Raw genomic sequence first — 26051 nt, 5'->3', positions numbered from 1 at the left:
AGATATAAAATTTTCAAAATAATTATCAAAAATAACCTGCTTTAAACGGTTAATATTATTATTTTTAAATTCAAATAAAAATCAAATACCATGGCAACATTATCGCTAAAAGGAAACACCATCCATTCAAAAGGAGAACTCCCTAAAATTGGCACTCAAGCACCTGATTTTGAATTGGCAGCTGCCGATTTATCAGATAAAACCTTAAATGACTATAAAGGCTTTAGGGTTATAATGAACATTTTTCATAGTATAGATACAGGTACTTGTGCTGCATCTGTAAGGCAATTTAACAAAGAAGCAAGCAAACTAAACAACACAAAAATATTATGTATTTCAAAAGATTTACCTTTTGCCATGGCAAGGTTTTGTGGTGCTGAGGGTATTGACAATGTGGAAACATTATCTGATTTCAGAAACGGCAACTTTGGAGAATCCTATAATTTAACTTATGTGGACGGCCCCATAAGAGGTCTCTTGGCTAGGTCTATAATCATTCTTGATGAAAATGGAAAAATTTTGCATACGGAGCAAGTACAAGAGGTTGTTGAAGAGCCAAACTACAAAGCTGCTTTAGCTGCATTACAGGCTTAACAGGTATAATGTTTAGTAAAGAGTCCTTATTAACTAATCGGTTAAAAAGTATCAAGTACGCCATAAAAGGTGCCTTATTACTTCTTAAAAAAGAACTTAGCATTAAAATACAGTTTTGTATAGCCCTATTGGTTATAATCGCAGGGTTCGTTTTTAATATTTCTACTACTGAATGGATTATTCAGCTTCTGGCTATTGGAATTGTAATGAGTATCGAAGGTCTTAATACAGCTATTGAAGAAATTGCAAATTTTATACATCCAGAGTACCATAATAGAATAGGATATATTAAAGATATTGCTGCAGGAGCAGTATTTATCGCTGCTGCTTTTGCCTCAGTTATTGGTTTAATTATTTACCTGCCAAAGATTTTTTAATCCAGATTATTAAATACTATTGCCTTAGGATAAACGTTAGTTATTTGTATTTTTGTTGCAATTTAAAAGCATTCGTTTTTAACACAATTTTGAATTGACCCATTAATGGCCAAGAAAAAAAACAAAACAAAAAAAACACCAAGAAAAAAATTAAGACTACCAAGTTTTAAGCTTTCTAATCAGCAAAAACTAATCTTTGGTAGTTTTTTGGTCCTTTTTGGCATCTTGCTGTTTATTGCCTTTGTATCTTTTTTCTTTACCGGCAAAACCGACCAAAGCTCTGTTGCAGAATTTATGTCTCGCAATGTTAAAGCAGAAAATTGGCTAAGCAAAACTGGGGCTTGGTTAAGTGATTTATTTATACACCGTGGATTTGGAATTGCCTCCTTTATTTTTTCTGGACTCATATTTCTTTCTGGGATATTCGTTTTAATGAATATCAAAAAGACAAAATTAAGAAAACACTGGTTTTGGGGTACGTTAATAGCCATTTGGCTTTCGGTATTTTTGGGTTTTTTTAATCATATAAATGATATTCTTGGTGGCACCATAGGTTTTGAGATCAATTCCTTTTTACAGGACTATATTGGCAAAATTGGGGTTGTTTTATTGCTTTTATTTGGATTGATCAGTTATTTGGCAATTCGGTTTAAAGTTACTTTTGAAAGCTTCACTAAGCTATTCAAATCAGCTAAAAAAAACATATCAGAAGAATTTGCACAAGTCAACAAAGATACTTACGTTCCTTTTGACAATAATCTATCTGATGAAGCTGAAGCCATAAAATCAGCTTTTGAATTGGATTTGGACGATAATACACCTTCAAACAAAAAAGAACATATACCCCTCACACCATTAGAATTAAGTACCTCAAAGGATGAAAATGATGGTACTGAGCTAGAGATAACTGTTGAAGATATAAAAGAAGAGAGTTCTGAAACTGACAATCTAGCAAATAAATTGGTAGAAGATTTTGGTCTTTATGACCCTACATTAGAATTAGGGAATTACCAATTTCCATCATTGGATTTATTAAAAAAATACGATACTGAAGGTATTAAAATAAATCAGGAAGAGCTCGAAGAAAACAAAAATAAAATTGTTGAGACCTTAAACAACTATAAAATTGGTATTGCCAGTATAAAAGCAACCATTGGACCAACAGTTACTTTATATGAAATTGTTCCAGAAGCAGGTATAAGAATTTCCAAAATTAAAAACTTGGAAGACGACATCGCCCTTTCACTATCGGCCTTGGGTATTCGTATTATTGCTCCTATTCCAGGAAAAGGAACCATAGGCATTGAAGTTCCCAATAAAAATGCCACTGTGGTTTCCATGCGATCGGTTATAGCATCTAAGAAGTTCCAAAATTCTGAAATGCAATTGCCTATTGCATTGGGAAAAACCATTAGCAACGAAACGCTTGTAGTCGATTTGGCAAAAATGCCCCACTTACTCATGGCAGGTGCTACAGGACAAGGAAAGTCGGTTGGTTTAAATGCCGTGTTAACTTCCTTGCTCTATAAAAAGCATCCTGCGGAAGTAAAATTTATTTTGGTAGACCCTAAAAAGGTGGAGCTTACGCTATTCAACAAAATAGAACGTCATTATTTAGCAAAACTGCCAGATAGCGAAGAAGCTATCATCACAGATAATACTAAAGTGATCAATACATTGAATTCGTTATGTATTGAAATGGATAACCGCTATGAACTGCTTAAAAATGCCATGTGTAGGAATATAGCAGAATATAATTCCAAGTTCAAGGCTAGAAAACTTAACCCAAATGAAGGGCATCAGTTTCTGCCCTACATTGTTTTGGTTGTAGATGAGTTTGCCGATTTAATCATGACAGCAGGAAAAGAGGTAGAAACGCCTATTGCCCGCTTGGCTCAATTGGCCCGTGCTATTGGGATACATTTAATTATTGCTACACAACGTCCGTCGGTAAATGTAATTACGGGTATTATCAAGGCTAATTTTCCCGCCCGCATTGCATTTCGGGTAACTTCAAAAATTGACTCCAGAACCATATTGGATGGCTCTGGCGCCGACCAACTTATTGGTCGCGGTGATATGCTTTACACTCAGGGTAATGATTTGATTCGAGTGCAATGCGCCTTTGTAGACACGCCTGAAATTGAACGTCTTACCGATTATATTGGTGCCCAAAAAGCCTATCCCGAAGCCTATCAATTACCTGAATATATTAGTGAAGAAAGTGGCACAAGTCTTGATATAGACATATCTGAAAGAGATGCTCTGTTTAAAGAAGCGGCAGTAGTTATTGTTACCGCTCAACAAGGCTCTGCTTCTTTATTGCAACGAAAATTAAAATTAGGCTACAACCGAGCTGGCAGACTTATAGATCAACTAGAGGCGGCCGGCATTGTTGGCCCCTTTGAGGGCAGTAAAGCAAGACAAGTTCTTATTACAGACTTAGCAGCCCTTGATAATCATTTAGAAAATGAATCTTAAAAAAATGAAAAGAATATTAACATTATTGATTTTAACAATAACTTTTTGCGGTTTTTCTCAATCTAAAAATGAGGCAAAACTTTTACTTAAAGAAGTTTCAGAGAAAGTAAAAAGCTACGATAATATTTCTATAGACTTTAAATATGTTCTTGAAAACATATCGGAAAACGTGAGACAGGAAACTCGTGGCGACGTGGTGATGCAAGGCGAAAAATATATTCTAAACATATTGGGCATAACCCGAATTTATGATGGCAATAGTACTTATAACATTAGTCCTGAAGATGAAGAAGTGACTGTTTCATCATCAAAAAGTGATGATGATGATAGCATTACACCAAGCAAAATGCTTTCTTTTTATGAAGATGGTTATACTTATGATCTTGATATTGTTCAGAATGTAAAAGGGCGAAAAATTCAGTATGTAAAATTAACACCCATAGACTCGAATTCTGAAATAAAAAATATCCTATTAGGAATTGATGCACAAACAAAGCACATTTACAACCTAATACAAATAGGTAAAAATGGAACAAAAACCACACTTACTGTTAATTCTTTTAAAACAAACGAACCCATATCAAAATCCTTATTTACCTTTGACATTAGTAAATACAGTGATTATTACATTAATAACCTAGATTAGGGTTTATCTGTGAAAATATTAGACCGCTACATACTAACCTCCTATCTTAAGACTTTTATCAGTGTGTTTTTAATACTCATACTGATTTTTATTTTACAGACCATTTGGCTTTACATTAAAGAATTGGCCGGTAAGGATTTGGATATTATTGTGGTTGTTAAATTCATTTTTTATTTTTTACCAAAACTTATTCCATTAGTACTACCGTTAACCATTCTGTTATCATCCATAATGGTTTTTGGAAATTTTGCTGAAAACTATGAGTTTGCGGCCATGAAATCGACCGGTATTTCCCTACAAAGAGCGATGTCTGGGCTTAGTGTATTTATTTTAGTTCTTGGCTTTACAACATTTTTATTTGCGAACAATGTTATACCTTGGGCAGAATTTAATTCCTATAATTTACGTAAGAATATAGCAAAACTACAACCCGCTATGCTTTTGGCTGAAGGGCAGTTTAATCCTGTTGGCGACTACAATATAAAATTTTCAAAAAAAACGGACGACAATCATCTTGAAGATGTTGTAATGCATATAAAAGGCAGTAACAAAAGGACATTGGCTACTAGGATAATAGCTAAGAATGGAAGGTTTATAGGGAATGAAAAATCTGAAATATTAAAACTTATCTTAACGGACGGCAATTATTATAATGATGTTGCAGTAAAACCATCTGAACGTAAAAAACATCCTTTTTCTAAGAGTACATTTGAAACTTATACCATAAATATAGACTTAACTGAGCTGAATGATGTTGACATGGAAGACAAATCCCTTTCAGACCGATATAACATGCTTAATTTAAACGGTTTGGACAAAGCCATGGATTCCCTATCTCTAAAACGCCAAACAGAACTAGATGATTTTTCCAAATCACTTCACCAGCGTTCAAGTATTCAAAATTTAAGCAATAAAAACACCATTAATGCCAATGAAAAAAAATCAGAAAATAATACACTATTAGATAGTTTGAATAATGCCTCTATTTTAGATCTGTTTGATACAAAAGCTAAAAACCAGATTGTTAATACGGCACTTAACTCAGTAAATAGTACAAAGCAGATTATAGCCTCAAAAAAAGTTTTTATAAAAAATGAAAACACCATTTATAAAAGACATATTGTCTCTTATCATGAAAAGCTGGCTTTAGGTTTTGCTTGTGTTATTTTGTTTTTTGTTGGTGCACCATTGGGTGCTTTAATACGTAAAGGTGGTATTGGGCTACCTATGGTTATAGCCATTTTACTGTTTTTAACTTATCATTTTATAGGTATTTTTGCAACTAACAGTGCTAAAAACGGAAATTTTAATCCAATTTTAGCAAGTTGGTTTTCAACATTGGTTATGTTGCCCTTGGGTGCTTATTTAACCAAACGTGCTACAGCTGATAAAGGGCTATTTGATATAGATAGTATTACTGAGCCACTTAAAAAAATATTTAAAATAAAAGAAAAGAACAGTGTTGATTATACATTTTTAAATGCACACAAAACAAAGCAACTTATTCAAGTTATCAATGACTTTGAACGTTTAGGGCATAATGAAAATACAAGATATGAAGCCATTAAAGTTTTACAAGGAAGAGGATTAACTATTCAGGAGATTAGTGAACAAGGCGTAAGAATAGATAAAAATTTTGATACTTCAATAAATTATGTTAAGAACTATAGTGAATATTCAAAATTTACGACTACACTTTACTGCATAGGGGTTGTTTTACTTGTTTTGTTTTTTGTATTCAGAAATAATAAATTACCCTCTTTAGCTTCGGCTTCCATACAATTAAGCATTATATCACTATTCCTTTATTTGGTATACTACATGAAATCTGCTTTAAATCTATTTATTTTTTATAAGCACATCAATAGAAAAGCGCCTAATATTGTATTGCTTACATTAGGAATTCCCCTATATATGTTCACTTTCCCTTTTATTAAAGTGAAGCTAAAAGAACACTTAAAATTAAATTGCTTAAATAGTTTAAAATAAGCAATATCTTTGCACCAAGATTTTTGAAGATACTATGTCCACAACAAATGCTACTACTTTTAAATTAAATGCTATACATGACGCCATTGACGATATTAGAAATGGTAAAGTAATTATTGTAGTTGATGATGAAAACAGGGAAAATGAAGGTGATTTTGTAGCTGCTGCCGATAAGGTAACACCACAAATGATAAACTTTATGGCTAAGCATGGTCGCGGTCTTATATGTGCACCGCTTACAGAAACACGCTGTAAAGAACTTGAACTAAACATGATGGTTCGTAACAATACCGACCCCATGGAAACGGCTTTTACAGTTTCAGTTGATCTAAGAGGCAATGGAGTAACTACTGGTATTTCAGCAAGCGACCGCGCTAAGACCATTAAAGCTCTAATTGACCCTGGTACCAAACCATTTGAATTAGCAAGACCAGGACATGTATTTCCATTGGTTGCTAAAGAAGGAGGTGTTTTAAGACGTACCGGTCATACAGAAGCAGCTATAGATTTTGCACGATTGGCAGGACTAAGACCGGCAGGTGTTATTGTTGAAATTATGAACGAGGATGGTTCTATGGCCCGATTGCCCGAGTTAATGGAAGTGGCAAAAAAACTAGATTTAAGGATTGTTTCCATCGAAGATTTAGTTGCCTATCGTATGCAACACGATTCTTTGATAGAGAAGAAAGAAGATTTTGAAATTGAAACCCGTTTTGGAAGTTTTAGGTTAAGAGCATACAAGCAAACTACTAATAATCAGGTTCATATTGCTTTAACAAAAGGTCGATGGAAAGATAACGAAAAAGTATTAACCAGAATAAACTCTACTTTGGTTAACAATGATATTTTAGGGACATTAACCAATAAAGTTGATGATCAGCTTAAGGCCATGTTTAAGGTGATTAATGATGAAGGTAAAGGCGCCATTATTTTTATTAATCAGGAATCCCAGTCGATGAATATTTTAAAACGATTAGCCTACTTAAAGGAAAATCAACAACCAAATAAGGTTACCAAAGCACCGAGGGTTAATATGGATACCCGCGATTTTGGTATAGGCGCACAAATACTACATGATCTTAACATTCATAAGTTACGTTTAATCTCAAACACAGAACAAACTAAACGCGTAGGTTTGATTGGCTATGGCTTGGAAATTGTTGAGTATGTTCAGTATTAATTATTAGTTAACTTATTGCTGTTAGTTCCTAATATTAACAATTGATTTATTAATTACAACTCGCTTTAATAGCTTGTGCCATTTTTTTAGCTCTTAGCATTACTTCTTCTTCTGTCCAAGACAATTTGATTAAACAGGAAATGTTTCTGGCAATATAAGAGTTAGATTGTTCAAATGTTTTAGTCTTTAGATAACCCAGTCCATCTTTAACTTCTGTTGAAATTGGAAACAGGGATTTTAAATTCTTTAAATGATCCCATTTTCGTATGTAGTGCCAGTTGTTATTATAATAATGGAAACAACCGTCTATCCCTGCCGCTTTAAAAGCAAGCATGGCCTTATTGGCTATGTCTAAATTGGGCAAAAAGAAATTTAAAAAGGCACAACTCTCTTCACCTCCATTTGGTACAGTTCTAAAAGTAACTTCAGGAATTTGGGATAACACCTCCCTAATGATACTAAAATTTTTCTTTTGAATGGCCAAAAACTCTGGCAAACGTTTAACTTGAGCCAGTCCAACTGCAGCATGCAACTCTGAGATACGAAAATTATAACCTAAAAACGGGTGGGTTTCTGCTCCCCTGTCATTACCAATATGGTCATGTCCATGGTCACTATAGTGGTCTGTATTCACGTAATATTTTGTGTTATTGGTTATCACAGCACCTCCCTCTCCACAGGTAATGGTCTTTACAAAATCAAACGAAAAGCAACCCAAATCCCCAATACTTCCCAAAGGCTTTCCTTTATAGGTGGCACCAATTGCCTGACAGGCATCTTCTACCAATAAAAGATTATGTTTATTGCAAATGGTTTGCAGTTCATCCATACGCCCCATACTGCCACACATTTGAACTACCATAACTGCTTTGGTTTTTGGGGTAACTGCTGCTTCAACCGCTATCGGATCCAATGCTAAGGTGTCATCAATATCAACTAAAACAGGAATGGCTCCTAATATCATAATGGCCTCAAAACTAGCTACAAAGGTAAAGGTTGGTATAATAACCTCATCTCCAGCTCCCACTCCTGCTGCTGCCAAAGCCACTGTAACAGCTGCTGTACCACTAGACACCAATTGTGCATGTTTTGTTTGAAATGTACACTTCAATTCTAATTCCAGCTCTTTAGCTTTCCAATGCCCATTGCGCATTCCGTCGAATCCATAGCGCATCAGTACACCGCTATTTAGCACATCATTTACTTGGTTTTGTTCAAGTTCTCCAAACAATTCAAATCCTGGCATATTATTTTATTCTTTTATTGTTATTATTGACATTATCCTTGCGTTAGGTATTCTAGCCGTTTGCCATAAAAAGCTAAAAAGCAAAGGTTCCAAAAGGGGAAACTTAAAAAAACTTAATTATAATTCAATGACTGTTTCTTCTAGGGGCTTACGCACTTTTTTAAATGTCGAAAACATATCATCTTCTGCCCTATAGCCAACGGGTAACAATAATACGGATTTTAAACCAAGTTTTGTTAGGTTTAGGAGTTCGTCATATTTTTCAGGAACAAAACCTTCCATTGGAGTAGCATCTATTTTCTCAATAGCACAAACCGTCATAAGGTTTCCCAAAGAAATATAGGCCTGATTTTTAGACCACTGTTGACGCTCTTCTACGGTCATTTTTTGCATCATCTTCACTAGACTTTTTCTATAAGGATCCAAAATTTTGGTTGGTGTTTCCCTAACATCCTCTATGTTTTTATAATAATTGTTTATATCTTGGTCTTGTATGTTATCCTGTATGCAAATGATGAGCAAATGAGAGGCTTCCCATACTTGTTTTTGGCCATAGGCATACTCAACTAAGGGTAAACGCTGCTCTTTGTCACCCAACACTACTAAACTTATTGTCTGTAGACCGAATGAAGTAGCTGTTAAATTGAAAGCTTCCTTTAAAATTTGTAATTTTTTTTGGGACAGTTTTTTATTGGGGTCAAACTTTTTGGTAGCATAGCGCCATTTTAGTTTTTTAATCGTGCTCATCTATCTCCTAATTAAATTTTTACAAAAATAAGACTTGTGGTCGCTTTTTGGTAACAAAAAACTACATATTGACGAGTCTGTTACTTTTTTAAAGATTTGGACAAAAACTTAACTTTTTATTTGAAAGAATTAAAAAAGCGTTCTATATTTGCAACCGCTTAGGAGAAATGGCAGAGTGGTCGAATGCGGCAGTCTTGAAAACTGTTGAGGGTCACACCTCCGGGGGTTCGAATCCCTCTTTCTCCGCAAAATAAACCCGCAATAGAATTTGCGGGTTTTCTTTTTTTATATTGTTAACAGGTAATTATTGAAACCTGTTTTTTGATTAAAATTTATACTACAAAAACACTGAAAAATTACTGCTTGGCTTAATAATTGGTACCCTACCAAAATCAGCTTGATCGATAAATTAAAGCTTAAATGGTTATTATTACTTTATCAAACATATTATTGTACCTAATCATAAGAGAATCCTTGTCTATTGATTAACCAAAAACAGGCTCTATACATCAACATACAAATATCTTACTCATAAAGAACAACGAAATTATAGCAGTTATAATAAACAATAGAATTATATTATTGGGTGGTTTATTTAAGGATTTTTATAAGGGTACATTTTTATTTGGTAACATTTGTTACCAAGTAGACTAATTGCTAAAACTATTTTTGCTACATAAAATTTTAAATAAATGAACAGAATAATATATATAATTATATCGTTTATAGGCTCTCTGGTATTACATGCTCAAGACATTAGACTAATAACGAAAGAAGAGGTTCTCAATACCGTTTCAGAAAACAACAGTTCTATTAAAATATCCATTGAGGAATTCAAAAGAGCGCGTGCCGATTACAGACAAACCAATGCTGTTTTCCTACCAAATATAACTGCTAGCCATACTGGATTTTCTACTACAAACCCTTTAATGGCTTTTGGCTCAAAGTTAAACCAAGAAATTGTAAAACAATCGGATTTTAACCCAGCCACTTTAAATGATCCATCACAAATACAAAATTTTGCAACTAAGTTTGAAGTGGAACAACCACTAATCAATATTGATGGCATCTACCAACGTAAAGCGGCTAAGTCGAAAATGAAGGCTATGTCCTTGAAAATAGAACGCACGCAAGATTACCTTGCTTTTGAAGTTGATAAAGCTTATATGCAGTTACAACTAGCCTATAAAAGTGTTGACGTGTTAGAACAAGCCTTAGAAGCTGCAAAAGCCAATAAAAAACTAGCCGACAATAGTTTTAAACAAGGCTTTCTACAACGTGCCGACGTATTACTTATTGAAGTACATGTTATAGAAGTACAAAACCAATTACAATCAGCCAAAAGTAATGTGCAAAATGCTTCAAATTACTTATCCTTTTTAATGAATAATGATGATTTTACAACCTATCAGCCTGCAGATAGTTTAACCATAAACACCTCTATAACTGTAAATAAAACCATCTCGGAAAACCGGAGCGACATTAAAGCTATACAACTTGCTAGTGATGCTTATAAGGCTATGAATAAAGCCGACAACATGACGTTTCTTCCTCGCTTAAATGCCTTTGGCAGTTATGAAATGTATGATAACTCTCTTTTTCAGGCTAATGCCAATGGATATTTGTTTGGTGCTAAACTAAGCTGGGATATTTTTAAAGGTTCTACACGTTTTAGCAAAGTTCAAAAAAGCAAAGCAGAATTCGAAAAATCCAAATTGGAATACAACCAATATCTATCTCAAAGCAAATTGGAGTTAAATAAAACCAAGCGCTTGCTAGTTGATACCGAAAATAAGCTTAACCTATCCAAATTAGCTTTGAATCAATCTGGAGAAGCTCTAAGAATAAGAACCAAGCGTTTTAAAGAAGGATTGGAAAAAACATCAGATCTATTAATGGCAGAAACACTATATGCACAAAAGCAATTGGAATATTACCAAACCATTTTTGAATATAATTACACCTTAGCCTATTTAGAATTTTTAACCAAGTCATAACCACTCAAACAATTTGATTGAAATTAAAAAAACACGTAAAACAATGAAAAAAACATATACCATCTTAACTCTTTCTATAGTATTATTATTGGCTAGCTGTGGTAGCAAGGATAAAAATGTGACAAACGATAATTCCCAAACCATTTTAGTTTCTGTAAAAGATGTTACCACCAATGATAACACACCTTTTTTAGCCGTTAACGGTAAGGTCCAAGCCAAAAATACAGCTAATTTAAGTACCCGAATAATGGGTTTTGTAAATAAAGTTCCCGTAAATATAGGTGATAAAATTGAAAAAGGGCAATTATTGGTATCAATAAATAGTACCGATTTACAAGCCAAAAAGGCCCAGATAGAAGCGAATATAACAGAAGTAACTGCTGCATACAACAATGCCGAAAAAGATTATTACCGTTTTAAAAATCTATTTGCAGAGCAAAGTGCCTCACAAAAAGAATTGGACGACATAACAGCTCATTTTGAAATGGCCAAGGCCCGCTTAGAGGCGGCAAAACAAATGAGAAATGAAATTAATGCCCAATTTGCTTACACCAATATTATAGCTCCTTTTTCTGGAATCATTACTCATAAAACTGTGGAAAAAGGTGATATGGCAAATCCTGGCCAACTATTAATTTCAATGGAAACTCCAGGAGATTTTGAAGTCATGGCATTAGTCCCCGAAACTGAAATAGCACAAATTAAAAAGGAAACCAAAGTTGTAGTTGATGTTAAATCCATTAATACTTCTATAACAGGAAAGGTTACTGAAGTTAGTACGTCGGCCAGTAAAACTGGTGGACAGTATTTAGTAAAAATAGATTTAGATAAAACCGATGACAATATTTTATCGGGCATGTATACTACGGTTAGATTCCCTATTGAACATAAATCCCAAAGCTCTATGATATTGGTCCCTAAAGACGCTATTATAAGCCAAGGTCAGTTATCGGGAATTTACACGGTAAGCCAAAGCAATACAGCTATTTTACGTTGGCTACGCTTGGGCAGAACGTTTGGCAATGAGGTAGAAGTACTCTCTGGTTTAAACTCAGGGGAAAGTTACATCATCGCTTCTGAAGGAAAATTGTATAACGGCGTTAAAATTAGGGTTCAATAAAAGCGTGTTAAGGATAATATCAACATTTATTGTTAAACAACCTTTTTAATAATAAAAAAGATACCATGAACAGCCTATTAAAGTGCTAAAAAAATACAGATAAAAAATGAAAGAAGGTATAGCTGGAAAAATAGCCAAAGTCTTTATGAATTCTAAGCTCACTGTGCTTTTAATGATTGTTTTTATGATCATAGGGGTATATAGCTCATTTTTAATACCCCGAGAGGAAGAACCCCAAATTGATGTGCCAATGGCCGATATTTTTGTGGGCTATCCCGGAGCAAGCCCAACAGAAGTCGAATCACGTGTTATAAAGCCATTAGAGCAATTAATATCAAATGTGAAAGGCGTGGAATATGTGTATTCTACAGCTATGAAAGAACAAGGTATGGTCATTGTTCAATTTTACGTGGGAGAAGATATTGAGCGCTCTTTCGTAAAACTTTATAACGAGATTAACAAGCATATGGACCAAATGCCTGAAGGCGTAACATTTCCATTAATAAAAACCCGTGCCATAGACGATGTGCCTATTTTAGGTTTAACACTTTGGAGCGAAACTTATGACGATTACCAATTAGGCCTAATGGCCCAAGAATTGGAAACCGAAATTAAAAAAGTAAACAACGTTGCTATTACTCATAAAATTGGTGGTAGGGAACGTCAAATTCGCGTGGTTTTAGATAAAGATAAACTTGCAGGAGCCGGTTTGGATTTTCTATCAGTAACCGAAATGATAAAGGCCAATAACTCACAGTTAAATTCTGGAACTTTTGATAAGAACGATACCGAGTTTATTATCAATACTGGTAAGTTTTTGGAATCTCTTACCGATGTTGAAAATTTAGTTGTTGGTACTCAACAAAACCAACCCATTTACTTAAAACAGATAGCCAACATTATTGATGGCCCAGAAGTACCCCAAAACTATGTTAGCTTAGGGTTTGGACAAGCTAGTGATAAAGCATCGAAATTTCAATCAGAATACCCAGCCGTAACAATTTCAGTGGCAAAACGCAAAGGAGCTGATGCTATGAAAATTGCAGATCTTATTATTGATAAAGTAGATCATCTTCGTAAAACCTTAATTCCTGACGATGTTCATATAGAAATTACCAGAAACTATGGCGAAACGGCATCCCACAAGGTATCAGAATTGCTGTTACACCTTATTGGATCTATTATAGCGGTAACCTTGGTCGTTATGCTAGCTATGGGTTGGCGTGGTGGTCTGGTAGTATTTCTATCTGTTCCCATCACTTTTGCATTAACGCTTTTAAGTTATTACATGCTAGATTATACCCTTAACCGCATTACCCTTTTTGCCTTGGTATTCGTTACAGGTATAGTGGTAGATGACTCCATTATTATTGCCGAAAATATGCACCGGCATTTTAAAATGAAGCGATTACCATTTAAACAAGCTGCCTTATACGCTATAAATGAGGTAGGTAACCCTACCATTTTAGCAACATTTACAGTAATTGCTTCAGTACTACCTATGGCTTTTGTATCTGGATTAATGGGGCCTTATATGGCTCCTATGCCCATTGGTGCCTCAATTGCCATGATACTATCACTTTTTGTTGCATTGACCATTACACCGTATCTAGGATACATTTTCTTAAGGGAAAAAGACAAAATTGGTGCTAAGGATGAAAATAAAACACCTTTGGAGGAGACCCGATTATTCAAAATATACGAGAAACTTGAGCGCCCGTTAATTGAAAGCCGTGTTAAACGTTGGCTATTTTTAGGCTTAACATTTGGATTATTGTTAGGCACTATGGCTATGTTCTTTACCAATTCGGTAGCTGTAAAAATGCTACCGTTTGATAACAAAAATGAATTTCAAGTTGTTATAGACATGCCTGAAGGCACGACTCTAGAGCGTACTGCTGTAGTTACTAAAGAAATTGCGCAATACCTATCCACTAGACCAGAAGTGGTTAACTACCAAAACTATGTAGGTACTTCTGCCCCTATCACCTTTAATGGTTTGGTACGCCATTACGATTTGCGTGGTGGAAGTAATATGGCAGATATTCAAGTTAATTTAGTGGATAAAGGCGAACGTTCTGCACAAAGCCATGATATTGCTAAGGCCTTACGCCCAGATATTCAACACATAGCTTCAAAATTTAATGCCAATGTAAAAGTAGTTGAAGTCCCTCCAGGGCCTCCGGTATTATCTACTATTGTTGCTGAAATTTATGGCCCAGATTACAATAAACAAATTGAAATAGCAAACCAGGTACAAACCATATTAAGCCAAACCGATGACGTAGTAGACATCGATTGGATGGTTGAAGCAGATCAGGTTGAATACCAATTCACCATTGATAAGGAAAAAGCTATGTTATATGGTGTTTCCCCTAAGCAAATAGCCTTTACCATGAACATGGCATTGGCCAACAGACCTGTAACTACGCTTTATGATGAAGATGCGGTTAACCAAATTGGCTTGGTATTGGCTTTAGATGAGAAGGAAAAATCAACCATAACGGATATTTCACAATTAAAAGTGAAATCACGACATGAAAATTTAGTACCTATTGCCGATTTGATAACCATTACAGAAACCACAAGTGCCAAGAGTATTTTCAGAAAAAACCAAAAACGAGTGGTTTATGTTATGGCAGACATGGCCGGTACTTTGGAAAGTCCTGCTTATGCTATATTGGGTATGGAAGAAAAGCTGAAAGGTATAAGCTTACCAAAAGGTTATGAAATTAACGAGATGTATTTGGGACAACCCGAATATGAAGACGATTATACTGTAAAATGGGATGGTGAGTGGCAAATTACATTAGAAGTATTTAGGGATTTAGGAATTGCTTTTTTAGGAGCCATCATTTTAATATATATCTTAATTGTTGGGTGGTTCCAAAACTTTAAGGCACCAGTGGTCATGATGGTAGCCATACCATTATCTTTAATAGGTATTATACTGGGCCATTGGTTAATGAATGCCTTTTTTACTGCCACCTCTTTTATTGGTATGATTGCCCTTGCCGGTATTATGGTTAGGAATTCGGTGTTACTTATAGACTTCATCAATTTGCGTGTAGAAGAAGGTGTACCATTAAAACAAGCAGCCATTGAGGCAGGTGCAGTGCGTACAACACCTATATTGCTGACTGCTGGAACGGTTGTTATTGGTGCATTTGTTATTCTTTTTGATCCTATATTTCAAGGTTTAGCTATATCATTAATGGGTGGAACAATAGTATCTACTGTTCTGACTTTATTAGTGGTACCATTAGTGTATTACATGATTGAGCGTAAAAAATATAAATAGTTTAAGATATGAAATTAGTATTAGTCACCGCAGTAGAAGAGTTTCGTAAAGATGTCATCAAACTCTTTAAAAAGGCTAAAATAGAGTGCTTTAGTGAATCTGAAATAGACGGTTATAAATCGCCAAATGCAGTAATGGTATCTTCAAACTGGTTTGGAACAGAACGTTCAGTAAATGAATCGGTCATGTTCTTTTCCTTTACGGACGAATCACATATAGACACCTTATTTGAGTTAATTATGGCATTTAATAAGACATTAGAAACTAACAACCCGATCCATGCGGTTGTAGTTCCCATAGAAAAATCAATATAAACTATAAATTTTCAAAATCATGTTAAACAGGTATATTAGAGCTATAGCAGGTACATTTGTTATTATAAGTGTACTATTGGCCATTTTTGTAAACCAAAATTGGTTATGGTTTACATTATTTGTAGGTGCCAATTTGTTGCAATCTTCAATTACAAAATGGTGCTTAATGGAGACTATTTTAACCAAATTGGGAGTAAAAAACTAAAACATGGTTAATTAGATGAAAAGAGGTTGTTTGGGTTAAACAGCCTCTTTTCTTTTTATATTAAGTTTTCCAAGAGGCTTTTATATAAATATCTGCACGTGAATACGAAATGCTAAACACAAAATTTATATTTTTAACCTTTATTTAATGACACTTAATGAAACGCCTACTCTATTTTTTATTAACTATATTATTTATATCTCTTTGGAGTTCCTGTAGAAAAGATTTTGAATTCTCACCCAGTAAAGGCAATCTAGAGTTTTCTAAAGACACTGTTTATTTAGATACTGTTTTCACTAACATTGGATCAAGCACATACAATTTAAAGGTTTATAACAGAAGTGACGATAATATTTTTATTCCTTCGGTAAAATTGGGATTAGGGGAAACTTCAGCTTATAGATTAAGTGTGGATGGTATTCCGGGTAAGGTATTTGAAAATGTGGAATTATTAGCAAAGGATAGTTTATTCATTTTTATTGAAACTACTATAGACATAAACAATCTTCCTAATATTAATGGAACTTATTTATACACAGATAAAATTGAGTTTGATTCTGGTACAAATCAACAAAAAGTAGATTTAGTTACCTTGGTAAAAGATGCCATATTTATTTATCCGAATAGAAATAATACAACGAAAGTTATTGAAACACTTACGTTGAACATAGGAGGGGAACAAATTGAAACCGAATTACAAGGTCGGGAATTACTCCCCAATGAACTTACTTTTAGCAACGAAAAACCTTATGTCATTTATGGTTTTGCTACTGTTCCAGAAGGAGAGACATTAACCATTGAGGCTGGGACTCGTATACATTTTCATGAAAATTCAGGAATAATCGTATCGAATAATGCTTCACTGCATGTTAACGGTAGCTTTAGTACAGACCAAGAAATATTGGAAAACGAAGTTGTTTTTGAAGGTGATCGCCTTGAACCACAATTTTCTGATGTTCCGGGACAATGGGGTACTATATGGTTGGTTGACGGCAGTCTGAATAATATCATTAACTACGCAACCATTAAAAATGCTCTTGTAGGCATTTTAAGTGATGGCAACCCAAGCCTTACAAGTGATAAACTTACCATATCCAATACTCAAATTTATAATTCTGGTAGTTTTGGAATTTTAGGCAGAAATACATCCATTAAAGGAGAAAATGTGGTGATTAACAATGCCGGACAATCTGCTTTTGCTGGTACGTTTGGTGGCACATATAATATGACACATAGTACTATTGCCAACTATTGGAACAATGGATTTAGACAGCTTCCCGCATTGCTTCTAAACAATTTTATCCTTGATGAAGAAAACACTGCTACTATAACCGATTTAACGCAAGCCAATTTTAACAATTGTATCATTTATGGAAATGATAATCCCGAAATACTACTTGATGAAATTGAAGATAATGCTGTAAACTTTAATTTTAAATTCACTAATTGCTTGATTCGGTTTGAGGATAACAACAATACCTTTACGGGCCCCAATTATGATTTTAGTGATACTAACCATTATCTAGACAACATTTTTAATAAAAACCCACACTTCAAAGATGGTTTTTCAAATAAAATGATTATTGGTGAGGAATCCTCAGGTATTGGTAGAGGCGCTTCTTTATTTGCCACCCAAGTACCCTTTGATATTTTGAGTGTTAATAGAACAAGTACCCCAGACATAGGTGCATATCAACATATTACTTTCCCTGAAGAAGACTAAAGTTACTAATGCATAAAAAAACCTGCTATAAAAGCAGGTTTTTTTTATCTAATATGGTTTTATGACATTATGAAAACAAAGGCCTATTCTTCATCATATCATTAACCTTATTCTTAACAGTTTCCAAAACTGCTTCATCTTCATGATTGGTAACTACTTCATCAATAAAATCTGCAATAGTATTCATATCAGCTTCTTTTAATCCGCGAGTGGTTACCGCTGCAACTCCTAAACGTATCCCAGAAGTTACAAAAGGGGATTTATCATCAAAAGGCACCATATTTTTATTGGCTGTAATATCAGCCTTCACTAAAGCCTGTTCAGCATCTTTACCTGATATGTCTTTATTTCTCAAATCGATTAACATCATATGGTTATCTGTACCACCTGAAATAATATTATAGTCTTTTGCAACCAACGCTTGAGCTAACTCAGCTGCATTACGTTTAACCTGTAATTGATAATGTAAAAAATCATCTGTCAAAGCTTCTCCAAATGCAATTGCTTTTGCTGCTATGATATGTTCCAACGGCCCGCCTTGATTCCCTGGGAAAACTGCTGAATCCAATAACGATGACATTTTACGCAAATTCCCATTTTTAAGTTTTAAACCAAACGGATTGTCAAAATCTTCTCCCATCATGATCATCCCCCCCCTTGGTCCTCTTAAGGTCTTGTGGGTTGTAGTTGTAACAATATGGCAATGGGGAATAGGGTCGTTTAAAATACCTTTGGCAATTAAACCGGCAGGGTGTGATATGTCTGCTAACAAAATAGCTCCAACACTATCGGCTATTTCCCTAAAACGCGCAAAATCAATATCTCGGGAATAAGCTGAAGCACCAGCAATAATTAATTTAGGCTGTTCCTTAGTGGCTATTTCCTGAATTTTATCATAATTCAATATCCCTGTTTCCTGCTCTACCCCATAAAACACTGGATTATATAATTTCCCAGAAAAATTCACTGGAGAGCCATGGGTTAAATGCCCTCCGTGAGATAAATCGAAGCCTAAAATCTTGTCCCCTGGCGTTAAACAAGCAGCAAAAACAGCTGTATTGGCCTGACTACCAGAATGTGGCTGCACATTTACATATGTTGCTCCAAACAATGCTTTTGCCCTTTCTATTGCTATTTGTTCAACTTCATCTACTACTTCACAACCGCCGTAATAACGTTTTCCTGGATATCCCTCAGCATATTTATTAGTTAATACAGAGCCTGCAGCTTCCATAACCTGGCCGCTTACAAAATTTTCTGAAGCAATAAGTTCTATGCCATGAAGTTGGCGTTCTTTTTCAGCGTGAATAAGTTCAAAAATTTGTTCGTCGCGTTGCATAAAGTTTTATTCTAGTTAAATATTCGGCAAAAATAGCAAATTGATTAGTTAAATACATCAAAAAACATATATTTACTCCTAAGTTTTAAACCATTTTATTAACTATTATATTAAACCTAAATTTTAGCCATTTTTTTAAAAATTTTGTGTAGGTTTGATTAGAATTTTTAAAAAAAACATAATATCAGTATGCCTTTATCAGCAAATAATCCAGATAGAACCTCGTGGTTACACGTCGATAAAAATTCGGACTTTCCTATTCAAAACATTCCATTTGGTGTTTTTCTAACACGCGACGACATTATTACCATTGGAACACGTATAGGAGATACCGCTATTGATTTAGGAGCCTTGCATCAATTAGGGTATTTTGATGGTATTCCATTAACTGATGATATCTTTCTTCAGGACACATTAAATGATTTTATTGCTGATGGAAGAAAAACATGGCGTGCCGTTAGAAACCGTATCGCTCAAATTTTTGATGCAGAAAACAATACATTAAAAAACAACAAACAGCATAAGGAAATTGTATTATTCCGTTTGGATGAAATTGAAATGCAGTTACCTGTACATATTGGTGATTATACAGATTTTTACTCAAGTAAAGAACATGCCACTAACGTCGGCTCTATGTTTAGGGATCCAGAAAACGCTCTTTTACCTAATTGGTTACACATACCTGTTGGTTACCATGGAAGAAGCTCTTCCATTATTCCTTCTGGAATCCCTGTTCACAGACCACAAGGTCAAATTTTGCCCAATGGCTCTACCGAACCTGTTTTTGGTCCAAGTAAACTAGTGGACTTTGAATTGGAAATGGCCTTTATTACTACCGATGCTAATGATTTAGGTGAACCGATACCTGTTGAAGAAGCCGAAGAATATATCTTTGGATTGGTGTTGTTCAACGATTGGAGTGCACGTGATATTCAAAAGTGGGAATACGTACCCCTTGGACCTTTTTTGGCTAAAAACTTTGCGTCTTCCATTTCTCCCTGGATTGTGACATTAGATGCCCTAGAACCATATAGAGTTGAAGGCCCAAAACCTATTAAACCTCAATTGGATTATTTAAAATATAAAGGCAAAAAAAGCTTTGATATTAATTTAGAAGTAGCCATTCAACCCAAGGGAGCAAAAGAAAAGACGGTTAGTAAATCCAATTTTAAATATATGTATTGGAATATGGCTCAACAATTAGCCCACCATACGGTTAATGGCTGTCCAGTAAATTCAGGTGATATGATGGGTAGTGGTACTATTTCTGGTCCTACTCCAGATTCTTATGGTTCTATGTTGGAACTTACCTGGAAAGGCGAAAAGCCAATAAAAATGAAAGATGGCACCGAACGCAAATTTATTAATGACTATGATACTGTTATTATGAGGGGGTACTGTGAAAAAGATGGTACTAGAATAGGTTTTGGGGAAGTATCTACGAAATTATTGCCAGTATATAATAATAAATAACTGAATTACAATACACTACACCTGTTTAAATGCTTTTTTATATTTTTGGCATTACTATTGGAATAGATATTCCTGTGTAAACCAAATTACTTAACCTATGAAAAAAATTCTACTTTTAATATTATCACTATCCATTTTTGCTTGTAGCACCCGTAAACAGCTTGAAAAAGCGGTTAGTTATGGTAATTATGATGAAGCCATTGCAACGACCATAAAAAAATTGAGTACAAGTAAAAATGCAAAAAGAAAGCAAGATTACATTCCTACACTACAGGATGCTTATATTAAAGCAACAGAGCGTGATTTAAGTACTATAAACCATTTAAAAAATGATAATAATCCTGAAATGTACAGGGAGATTTATGAACTTTACCTAAACCTTGAATCCAGACAGCAAGTTATAAAGCCCCTTTTACCGCTTTCTGTTAATGGAAAATCCGTTACATTTAAGTTCAATAATTACAGTAATGACATTGTCGCATATAAGGAAAAAACATCTGATTACTTATATGAAAAGGGACTGGATCTTTTGGAACAAGAGGATAAAAACATTATGCGTGAAGCATACCATATTTTGGAATATGTTGAAAATATAAATCCGAATTACGAAAACACGCGCAAATTAATGGAAGAAGCTCATCAACGTGGAACATCTTACGTTATAGTAAGCATAAACAACGATACCCAGCAAATAATTCCACAGCGCTTGGAAGCCGATCTGTTAGATTTTGACACTTACGGTATCGACAATTTTTGGAGCGTTTACCATGCGCAACAATCAACAGATATTAAGTACGACTATACCATGGAATTAAATTTAAAACGCATCAACATATCCCCAGAAAAAATTACCGAACGTATACTTGAAAGAGAAAAGGAAATTGTTGATGGGTGGACTTATAAATTAGACACTAATGGTAATGTAGCGAAGGACAGTTTAGGCAATGACATCAAAATAGATAAAATTATAAACGTAAAATGTCGCTTGAATGAAATTAAGCAATTTAAAACTTCTCAAATTATTGCAGATGTGGTTCATATTGATTTAAAGACCAATCAAATATTGGATTCCTTTACAATTGACAGCGGTTTTATTTTCGAACACTTTTATGCAAATGCCAAAGGAGACAAACGTGCTTTGAATAAAGATGACATATTAATGTTAAAAAACAAGAGAATGCCTTTTCCTAATAATGAGCAGATGGTTTATGATACTGGTGAAGATTTAAAAATAAAACTCAAAAAGCACATATTGGCTATAAATCGCCGGTTTTTTAATTATTAAATAGACTAATTATAAGCCTTGATTATTAATGACTTTTATAACAATACGCTGTTACAGTTATCGTTTTTGGACAATGACAATGAGAGAAACTAAAAAATATATCCTAAATTGGCCTATTAATAGATTAAATTAAAAACATCAACTCTAATGAAAATTGTTATTCTGGCTGCCGGCATAGGCTCCCGATTGGGAAACCCCTTCCCTAAACCTTTAACACCTCTAAAAAATGGGAAAAGTATCATGCAAATGCAAACAGACAACATTGCCTCACGATATGATATTGATGATATTAATGTGGTAGTAGGATTTAAAAAGGATTTAATCATGGAGCGCTTTCCTGAGCTCACCTATGTATATAATCAGTTTTTTGACACAACCAATACATCAAAAAGTTTACTAAAGGCATTAAAAAAGCATAAAGACAAATCTGTACTTTGGTTTAATGGCGATGTTGTTTTTGATGAAAAATTGTTTGATGTCTTAACCCCTTCAATAAATGCCAATCAGTCTTTTGTTGCTGTAAATACTAGTAAAGTTGCCGATGAAGAGGTAAAGTACACCTTAAAAAATGGCTTTATTGATGAACTCTCTAAAACGGTTAAAAATGGTTTGGGAGAAGCTGTTGGTATTAATTTTATTTCATCGAACGATATTCAAAAGTTTATAAATCGTTTGGAAGACTGTGGAGATAACGACTATTTTGAACGTGGTTTGGAACTTGCTATTGAAAAGGATCATCTTCAAATTAGAGCATTAGATATATCGAAATACAACTGCATGGAAATAGATTTTATTGAAGATTTAGAAAATGCCAATAATATGCTTTAAATGAAATCTATTCTTTTTTGTGAAAATAATTACGCCTTCGGAATTTTAGACCCAATAAAACAGGTTTTAATCGAAAAAGGATATGATTACATTTGGTATGTTACCAAGAAAATAATTAAAGATTTTCCCTATAGTTCTGATAATTACACTTCACAAATTTCAGAATTAGAAACCTTTAATGCCGATGCCATTTTTGTTCCTGGAAATGCCGTTCCATATTACTTAAGAGGCTTGAAAGTTCAGGTGTTTCACGGTATGGCAGGAGAAAAAAAAGGGCATTTTAGAATTCGCCAATATTTTGATCTTTACCTTACCCAAGGCCCTTATTTTACAAACAAATTTAATGAACTAAGGGATAAACATAAAGACTTCGACGTAATTGAAACAGGATGGCCAAAACTGGACATTTATGGAATTGATAAATCAAAATATATTGATTATAAAAAAGAATTGTTAAAAGAGTTTGGAGCAAAGAAAGTTATTCTCTATGCGCCAACGTTTTCACCAAAACTTACCTCAGCGCCTTTTCTGCTTAAGGAAATAAAGGCTTTGGCAAAAAATCAAGATTATGTAATACTATTAAAGTTCCATCCCCTAATGGCGCCCGAATGGATTGAAAAATATAAGATATTAGCAGATTCAATCCCCAATATATATTATAAAGAAGAAAAGAACATTGTAAAGTTTTTGTTGATTGCCGATATATTAATTAGTGACACGTCTTCGGTAGTTTATGAGTTTATGTTATTGGACAAACCCGTTATAACCTTCAACAGTATTTCACAACATATTTATTGGGAGAACACCAAATCATTTAATGATTTGATTCCCTTAATTGACAAAAACCTTAATAAAGACCCATTTGCAAAGTCAAGGGAATATATATGCAAGCAATACCATCCCTATTCCGATGGAAAATCTGCATTGCGCATGGTGGATGCAACCCGAGGTTATATTGAACAACATGGTGTACCTGAAAAAAGAAAATTGTCTTTTTTACGCAGAATGAAAATACATTCGTTGTTCGGAAAACCATCTAAATCAAGCTAAATTGAATACTTCACAAAAAATATCTGCATTGATGATTACTTTCAATGAAGTGAATCATATTGATGATGTCATCAAAACTATCCAGTTTGCAGATGAAATTATAGTTATAGATTCGTTTAGTATTGATGGGACTTTAGAGAAATTGAAATCATATACAAACGTTAAAACCATACAACGCAAATTCATCAATTTTGCAGACCAGAGAAACTTTGCTATAAAACAGGCCAAGCATGAATGGGTACTGTTTATTGATGCCGATGAACGCATCCCTGAAGATTTAAAAAGCGAAATTACAAACCGTATAAAAAACCCCAATGGTGTTGTTGGGTTTATGGTTAAACGCCTCTTTTTCTTTAAACAGAAGCGAATACGTTTTAGCGGCTTCCAAACAGATACGACCTACAGATTGTTTAAAAAGGATTATGTAAAATATATAGAAGACAAGATTGTCCATGAAATGCCTATGCTAAATGGAAAAAGTGAGCTTCTTAAAAAAAGAATGTTACATTATTGTTTTGATAGTGCCCAACACTATAAATCCAAAATGGAGCATTATGCCAAACTAAAGGCTTTGGAACTTTTTAGAAAAGGAAAAAAAGCCAATATATTTCATTTTGTGTTTAAACCTCTGTATAAGTTTGTTATAAACTATTTTTTCAGGCTTGGTTTTCTAGATGGTAAAGAGGGACTAACAATCTGTTATTTGGGTGCTTATGGTGTATATTACAGATACCAAGAATTAAAAAAGCTAAAACACCAATTATAGTTTTAGTTTCTTTTTAAGCCTTTTTTTTCTATAGAATTTATTTTGAAAATCTTCCGTTTCCTTCCACATTAAATGCACTATTTTGTTATAATCTTCACCCGAACATTTAGCATACTCATCACTCATCACTTCAACCATAGATTTGTGAATGGTCAACTTTGAGAAATTCTTAATTCGCGTTTTAAAATCCAAAGGCTTAAACACCATACGGTTCAAATCTACCAAATAAAAATTGTAACCATTACCATTTCTTTTTATTAGTGTATTACCAGGGGAATGATCTAAAAAATAGATCCCTTTTTGATGTAAACTATAGGTAAATTGAGTAAAAGCACGAAGCATGTCGTCGTAATCTGGGTATTCAAAATTTGTAGTGAGTTCTCTGTAGGTTAAATCACAATCTAAGTGTACACTTACATAATAACTCTTTTTAAATAATAACGGTGTTTTATATTCAAAATAAGCCAAAGGTTGTGGTGTACCCACTTGAAGTTCTAATAATTTATGGGCATATTCATAAGAGCGTTGGGCTTTACTCTTTCTAAAAAACTGATAGGCAACCTGGTTAACTATATTTGGGACTTTAAATGCCTTAATGTTTAAATTAATTCCGTCGAGTTCGGTAGTTTTAATAATGTTACGCTTTCCTACTCCGCCTTCTAGAGCTTCAAAATCATGGATTAGCTGTGTAAGCTTTGTTTTAAAATGACTTTCCAAACGGTTATTAAAAACTTTATTTTCTTTCACTCCCTTAAATTTAAAACCACTATTGTAAATTTGCAACGCTGCAAATATAAGGTTCAAAATTATGCAAAACGAAATTAAAAAGGCTTTAGATACCCTTAAAAAAGGTGGACTCATTTTATACCCCACTGATACCGTTTGGGGCATAGGTTGTGATGCAACCAATCCAGAAGCAATACAAAAAATTTATAATCTAAAGAAACGGGAGGATAGCAAAGCCCTCATCTGTTTAGTAGCTGATGACCGAATGCTACAAAAATATGTCAAGCAGATTCCTAATGCGGCATTGGATATTATACACATTACCGATAAGCCCACTACAATTATTTATGACGAAGCACAACATTTAGCCGAAAACCTTATTGCCGATGATGGCAGTATTGCCATCCGGGTTCCTGATGACGAATTTTGCTATCAACTTACAAGAAAGTTTAATGGAGCTATTGTTTCAACTTCTGCTAATATCAGTGGAGAACCTACCCCTAAATCGTTTAAAGAAATAAGTCCTGTCATTTTAAAAGGCGTGGACTATGTTGTAGATTTGCAACGAGAAAAAATTTGTGATAAACCCTCATCTATTATTAAGTTGAGCAACACTGGAATTGTAAAAATAATACGAAAATAAAAACTCCAATTTTCAAATTCC

General features: G+C 34.1%; 22 protein-coding genes and 1 tRNA gene. 19 read left to right on the top strand and 4 right to left on the bottom strand.

The genetic code is table 11. From position 1 onward, the window contains the following. Positions 1–90 precede the first annotated feature (90 nt). The 6 genes from tpx to ribB all read left to right on the top strand — a co-directional run bounded on the left by tpx (position 91) and on the right by ribB (position 7267). Positions 91–594, top strand: a complete 504-nt coding sequence (gene tpx, locus MR053_RS09795) for a thiol peroxidase (RefSeq protein ID WP_242132262.1) — start codon at positions 91–93, stop codon at positions 592–594. 8 nt (positions 595–602) lie between these two features. Continuing rightward, a complete protein-coding gene (locus MR053_RS09790) occupies positions 603–971 on the top strand; it encodes a diacylglycerol kinase (RefSeq protein WP_242132261.1) in 369 nt (122 codons plus the stop codon). 105 nt (positions 972–1076) lie between these two features. After that, the gene (locus MR053_RS09785) at positions 1077–3452 is read left to right on the top strand and encodes an FtsK/SpoIIIE family DNA translocase (protein WP_242132260.1); all 2376 of its coding nucleotides are present in this window, start codon (positions 1077–1079) and stop codon (positions 3450–3452) included. Positions 3453–3456: 4 nt separating this feature from the next. Continuing rightward, on the top strand, positions 3457–4098 hold the full coding sequence (locus MR053_RS09780; protein WP_242132259.1) for a LolA family protein: 642 nt from the start codon (positions 3457–3459) through the stop codon (positions 4096–4098). Positions 4099–4107: 9 nt separating this feature from the next. Then, positions 4108–6087: an LptF/LptG family permease gene (locus MR053_RS09775; RefSeq protein WP_242132258.1), complete on the top strand. Its 1980-nt coding sequence runs from the start codon at positions 4108–4110 to the stop codon at positions 6085–6087. A gap of 34 nt (positions 6088–6121) precedes the next feature. Next, a complete protein-coding gene (gene ribB / locus MR053_RS09770; protein ID WP_242132257.1) occupies positions 6122–7267 on the top strand; it encodes a 3,4-dihydroxy-2-butanone-4-phosphate synthase in 1146 nt (381 codons plus the stop codon). A 49-nt stretch (positions 7268–7316) separates the two neighbouring features. Here the strand turns inward: ribB and MR053_RS09765 are convergent, their stop codons facing one another. Next, on the bottom strand, positions 7317–8513 hold the full coding sequence (locus MR053_RS09765; protein ID WP_242132256.1) for a DegT/DnrJ/EryC1/StrS family aminotransferase: 1197 nt from the start codon (positions 8511–8513) through the stop codon (positions 7317–7319). A gap of 117 nt (positions 8514–8630) precedes the next feature. Beyond that, the gene (locus MR053_RS09760) at positions 8631–9260 is read right to left on the bottom strand and encodes an NAD(P)H-dependent oxidoreductase (protein ID WP_242132255.1); all 630 of its coding nucleotides are present in this window, start codon (positions 9258–9260) and stop codon (positions 8631–8633) included. 161 nt (positions 9261–9421) lie between these two features. Between MR053_RS09760 and MR053_RS09755 the strand changes: the two genes are divergently transcribed. The 7 genes from MR053_RS09755 to MR053_RS09725 all read left to right on the top strand — a co-directional run bounded on the left by MR053_RS09755 (position 9422) and on the right by MR053_RS09725 (position 17920). Next, a tRNA-Ser gene (locus tag MR053_RS09755) sits at positions 9422–9506 on the top strand. Between the two features lie 446 nt (positions 9507–9952). Continuing rightward, complete coding sequence (locus tag MR053_RS09750) at positions 9953–11257, top strand: TolC family protein (RefSeq protein ID WP_242132254.1); 1305 nt, start codon at positions 9953–9955, stop codon at positions 11255–11257. A gap of 43 nt (positions 11258–11300) precedes the next feature. After that, complete coding sequence (locus MR053_RS09745; RefSeq protein WP_242132253.1) at positions 11301–12377, top strand: efflux RND transporter periplasmic adaptor subunit; 1077 nt, start codon at positions 11301–11303, stop codon at positions 12375–12377. 106 nt (positions 12378–12483) lie between these two features. Further along, complete coding sequence (locus tag MR053_RS09740; RefSeq protein WP_242132252.1) at positions 12484–15678, top strand: efflux RND transporter permease subunit; 3195 nt, start codon at positions 12484–12486, stop codon at positions 15676–15678. A gap of 8 nt (positions 15679–15686) precedes the next feature. Next, positions 15687–15992: a hypothetical protein gene (locus MR053_RS09735; protein WP_223548223.1), complete on the top strand. Its 306-nt coding sequence runs from the start codon at positions 15687–15689 to the stop codon at positions 15990–15992. Positions 15993–16011: 19 nt separating this feature from the next. Beyond that, positions 16012–16197 (top strand): YgaP family membrane protein, encoded by a 186-nt coding sequence (locus MR053_RS09730; RefSeq protein ID WP_242132251.1) that lies wholly within the window; start codon positions 16012–16014, stop codon positions 16195–16197. A 157-nt stretch (positions 16198–16354) separates the two neighbouring features. Beyond that, on the top strand, positions 16355–17920 hold the full coding sequence (locus MR053_RS09725) for a hypothetical protein (RefSeq protein WP_242132250.1): 1566 nt from the start codon (positions 16355–16357) through the stop codon (positions 17918–17920). A gap of 67 nt (positions 17921–17987) precedes the next feature. Here MR053_RS09725 and glyA read toward each other — a convergent pair whose 3' ends face one another. Then, complete coding sequence (gene glyA / locus MR053_RS09720) at positions 17988–19259, bottom strand: serine hydroxymethyltransferase (protein WP_242132249.1); 1272 nt, start codon at positions 19257–19259, stop codon at positions 17988–17990. A 189-nt stretch (positions 19260–19448) separates the two neighbouring features. On the opposite strand from glyA, the gene fahA reads away from it, so the two are divergent. The 5 genes from fahA (at position 19449) to MR053_RS09695 (ending at position 24661) form a co-directional block, all read left to right on the top strand. Further along, complete coding sequence (fahA, locus tag MR053_RS09715; RefSeq protein ID WP_242132248.1) at positions 19449–20732, top strand: fumarylacetoacetase; 1284 nt, start codon at positions 19449–19451, stop codon at positions 20730–20732. Positions 20733–20829: 97 nt separating this feature from the next. After that, positions 20830–22017 (top strand): hypothetical protein, encoded by a 1188-nt coding sequence (locus MR053_RS09710; protein ID WP_242132247.1) that lies wholly within the window; start codon positions 20830–20832, stop codon positions 22015–22017. A 147-nt stretch (positions 22018–22164) separates the two neighbouring features. Beyond that, positions 22165–22845, top strand: coding sequence for a phosphocholine cytidylyltransferase family protein (locus MR053_RS09705; RefSeq protein ID WP_242132246.1), 681 nt, complete (start codon positions 22165–22167; stop codon positions 22843–22845). Next, complete coding sequence (locus MR053_RS09700; protein ID WP_242132245.1) at positions 22846–23895, top strand: CDP-glycerol glycerophosphotransferase family protein; 1050 nt, start codon at positions 22846–22848, stop codon at positions 23893–23895. 1 nt (position 23896) lies between these two features. Continuing rightward, positions 23897–24661 (top strand): glycosyltransferase family 2 protein, encoded by a 765-nt coding sequence (locus MR053_RS09695; RefSeq protein WP_242132244.1) that lies wholly within the window; start codon positions 23897–23899, stop codon positions 24659–24661. Here MR053_RS09695 and MR053_RS09690 read toward each other — a convergent pair. Further along, complete coding sequence (locus MR053_RS09690; RefSeq protein ID WP_242132243.1) at positions 24656–25408, bottom strand: Kdo domain containing protein; 753 nt, start codon at positions 25406–25408, stop codon at positions 24656–24658. The genes MR053_RS09695 and MR053_RS09690 overlap by 6 nt on opposite strands. A 61-nt stretch (positions 25409–25469) precedes the next feature. Here MR053_RS09690 and MR053_RS09685 point away from each other — a divergent pair, with 61 nt between their 5' ends. Beyond that, complete coding sequence (locus MR053_RS09685; protein WP_242132242.1) at positions 25470–26030, top strand: L-threonylcarbamoyladenylate synthase; 561 nt, start codon at positions 25470–25472, stop codon at positions 26028–26030. Positions 26031–26051: the final 21 nt, after the last annotated feature.

The sequence above is a fragment of the Aestuariivivens marinum genome, from assembly GCF_022662175.1.
Classification (GTDB): domain Bacteria; phylum Bacteroidota; class Bacteroidia; order Flavobacteriales; family Flavobacteriaceae; genus Aestuariivivens; species Aestuariivivens marinum.
Note: the sequence above shows the minus strand (reverse complement) of the source record. Positions and strands in the feature narration are given on the sequence as shown.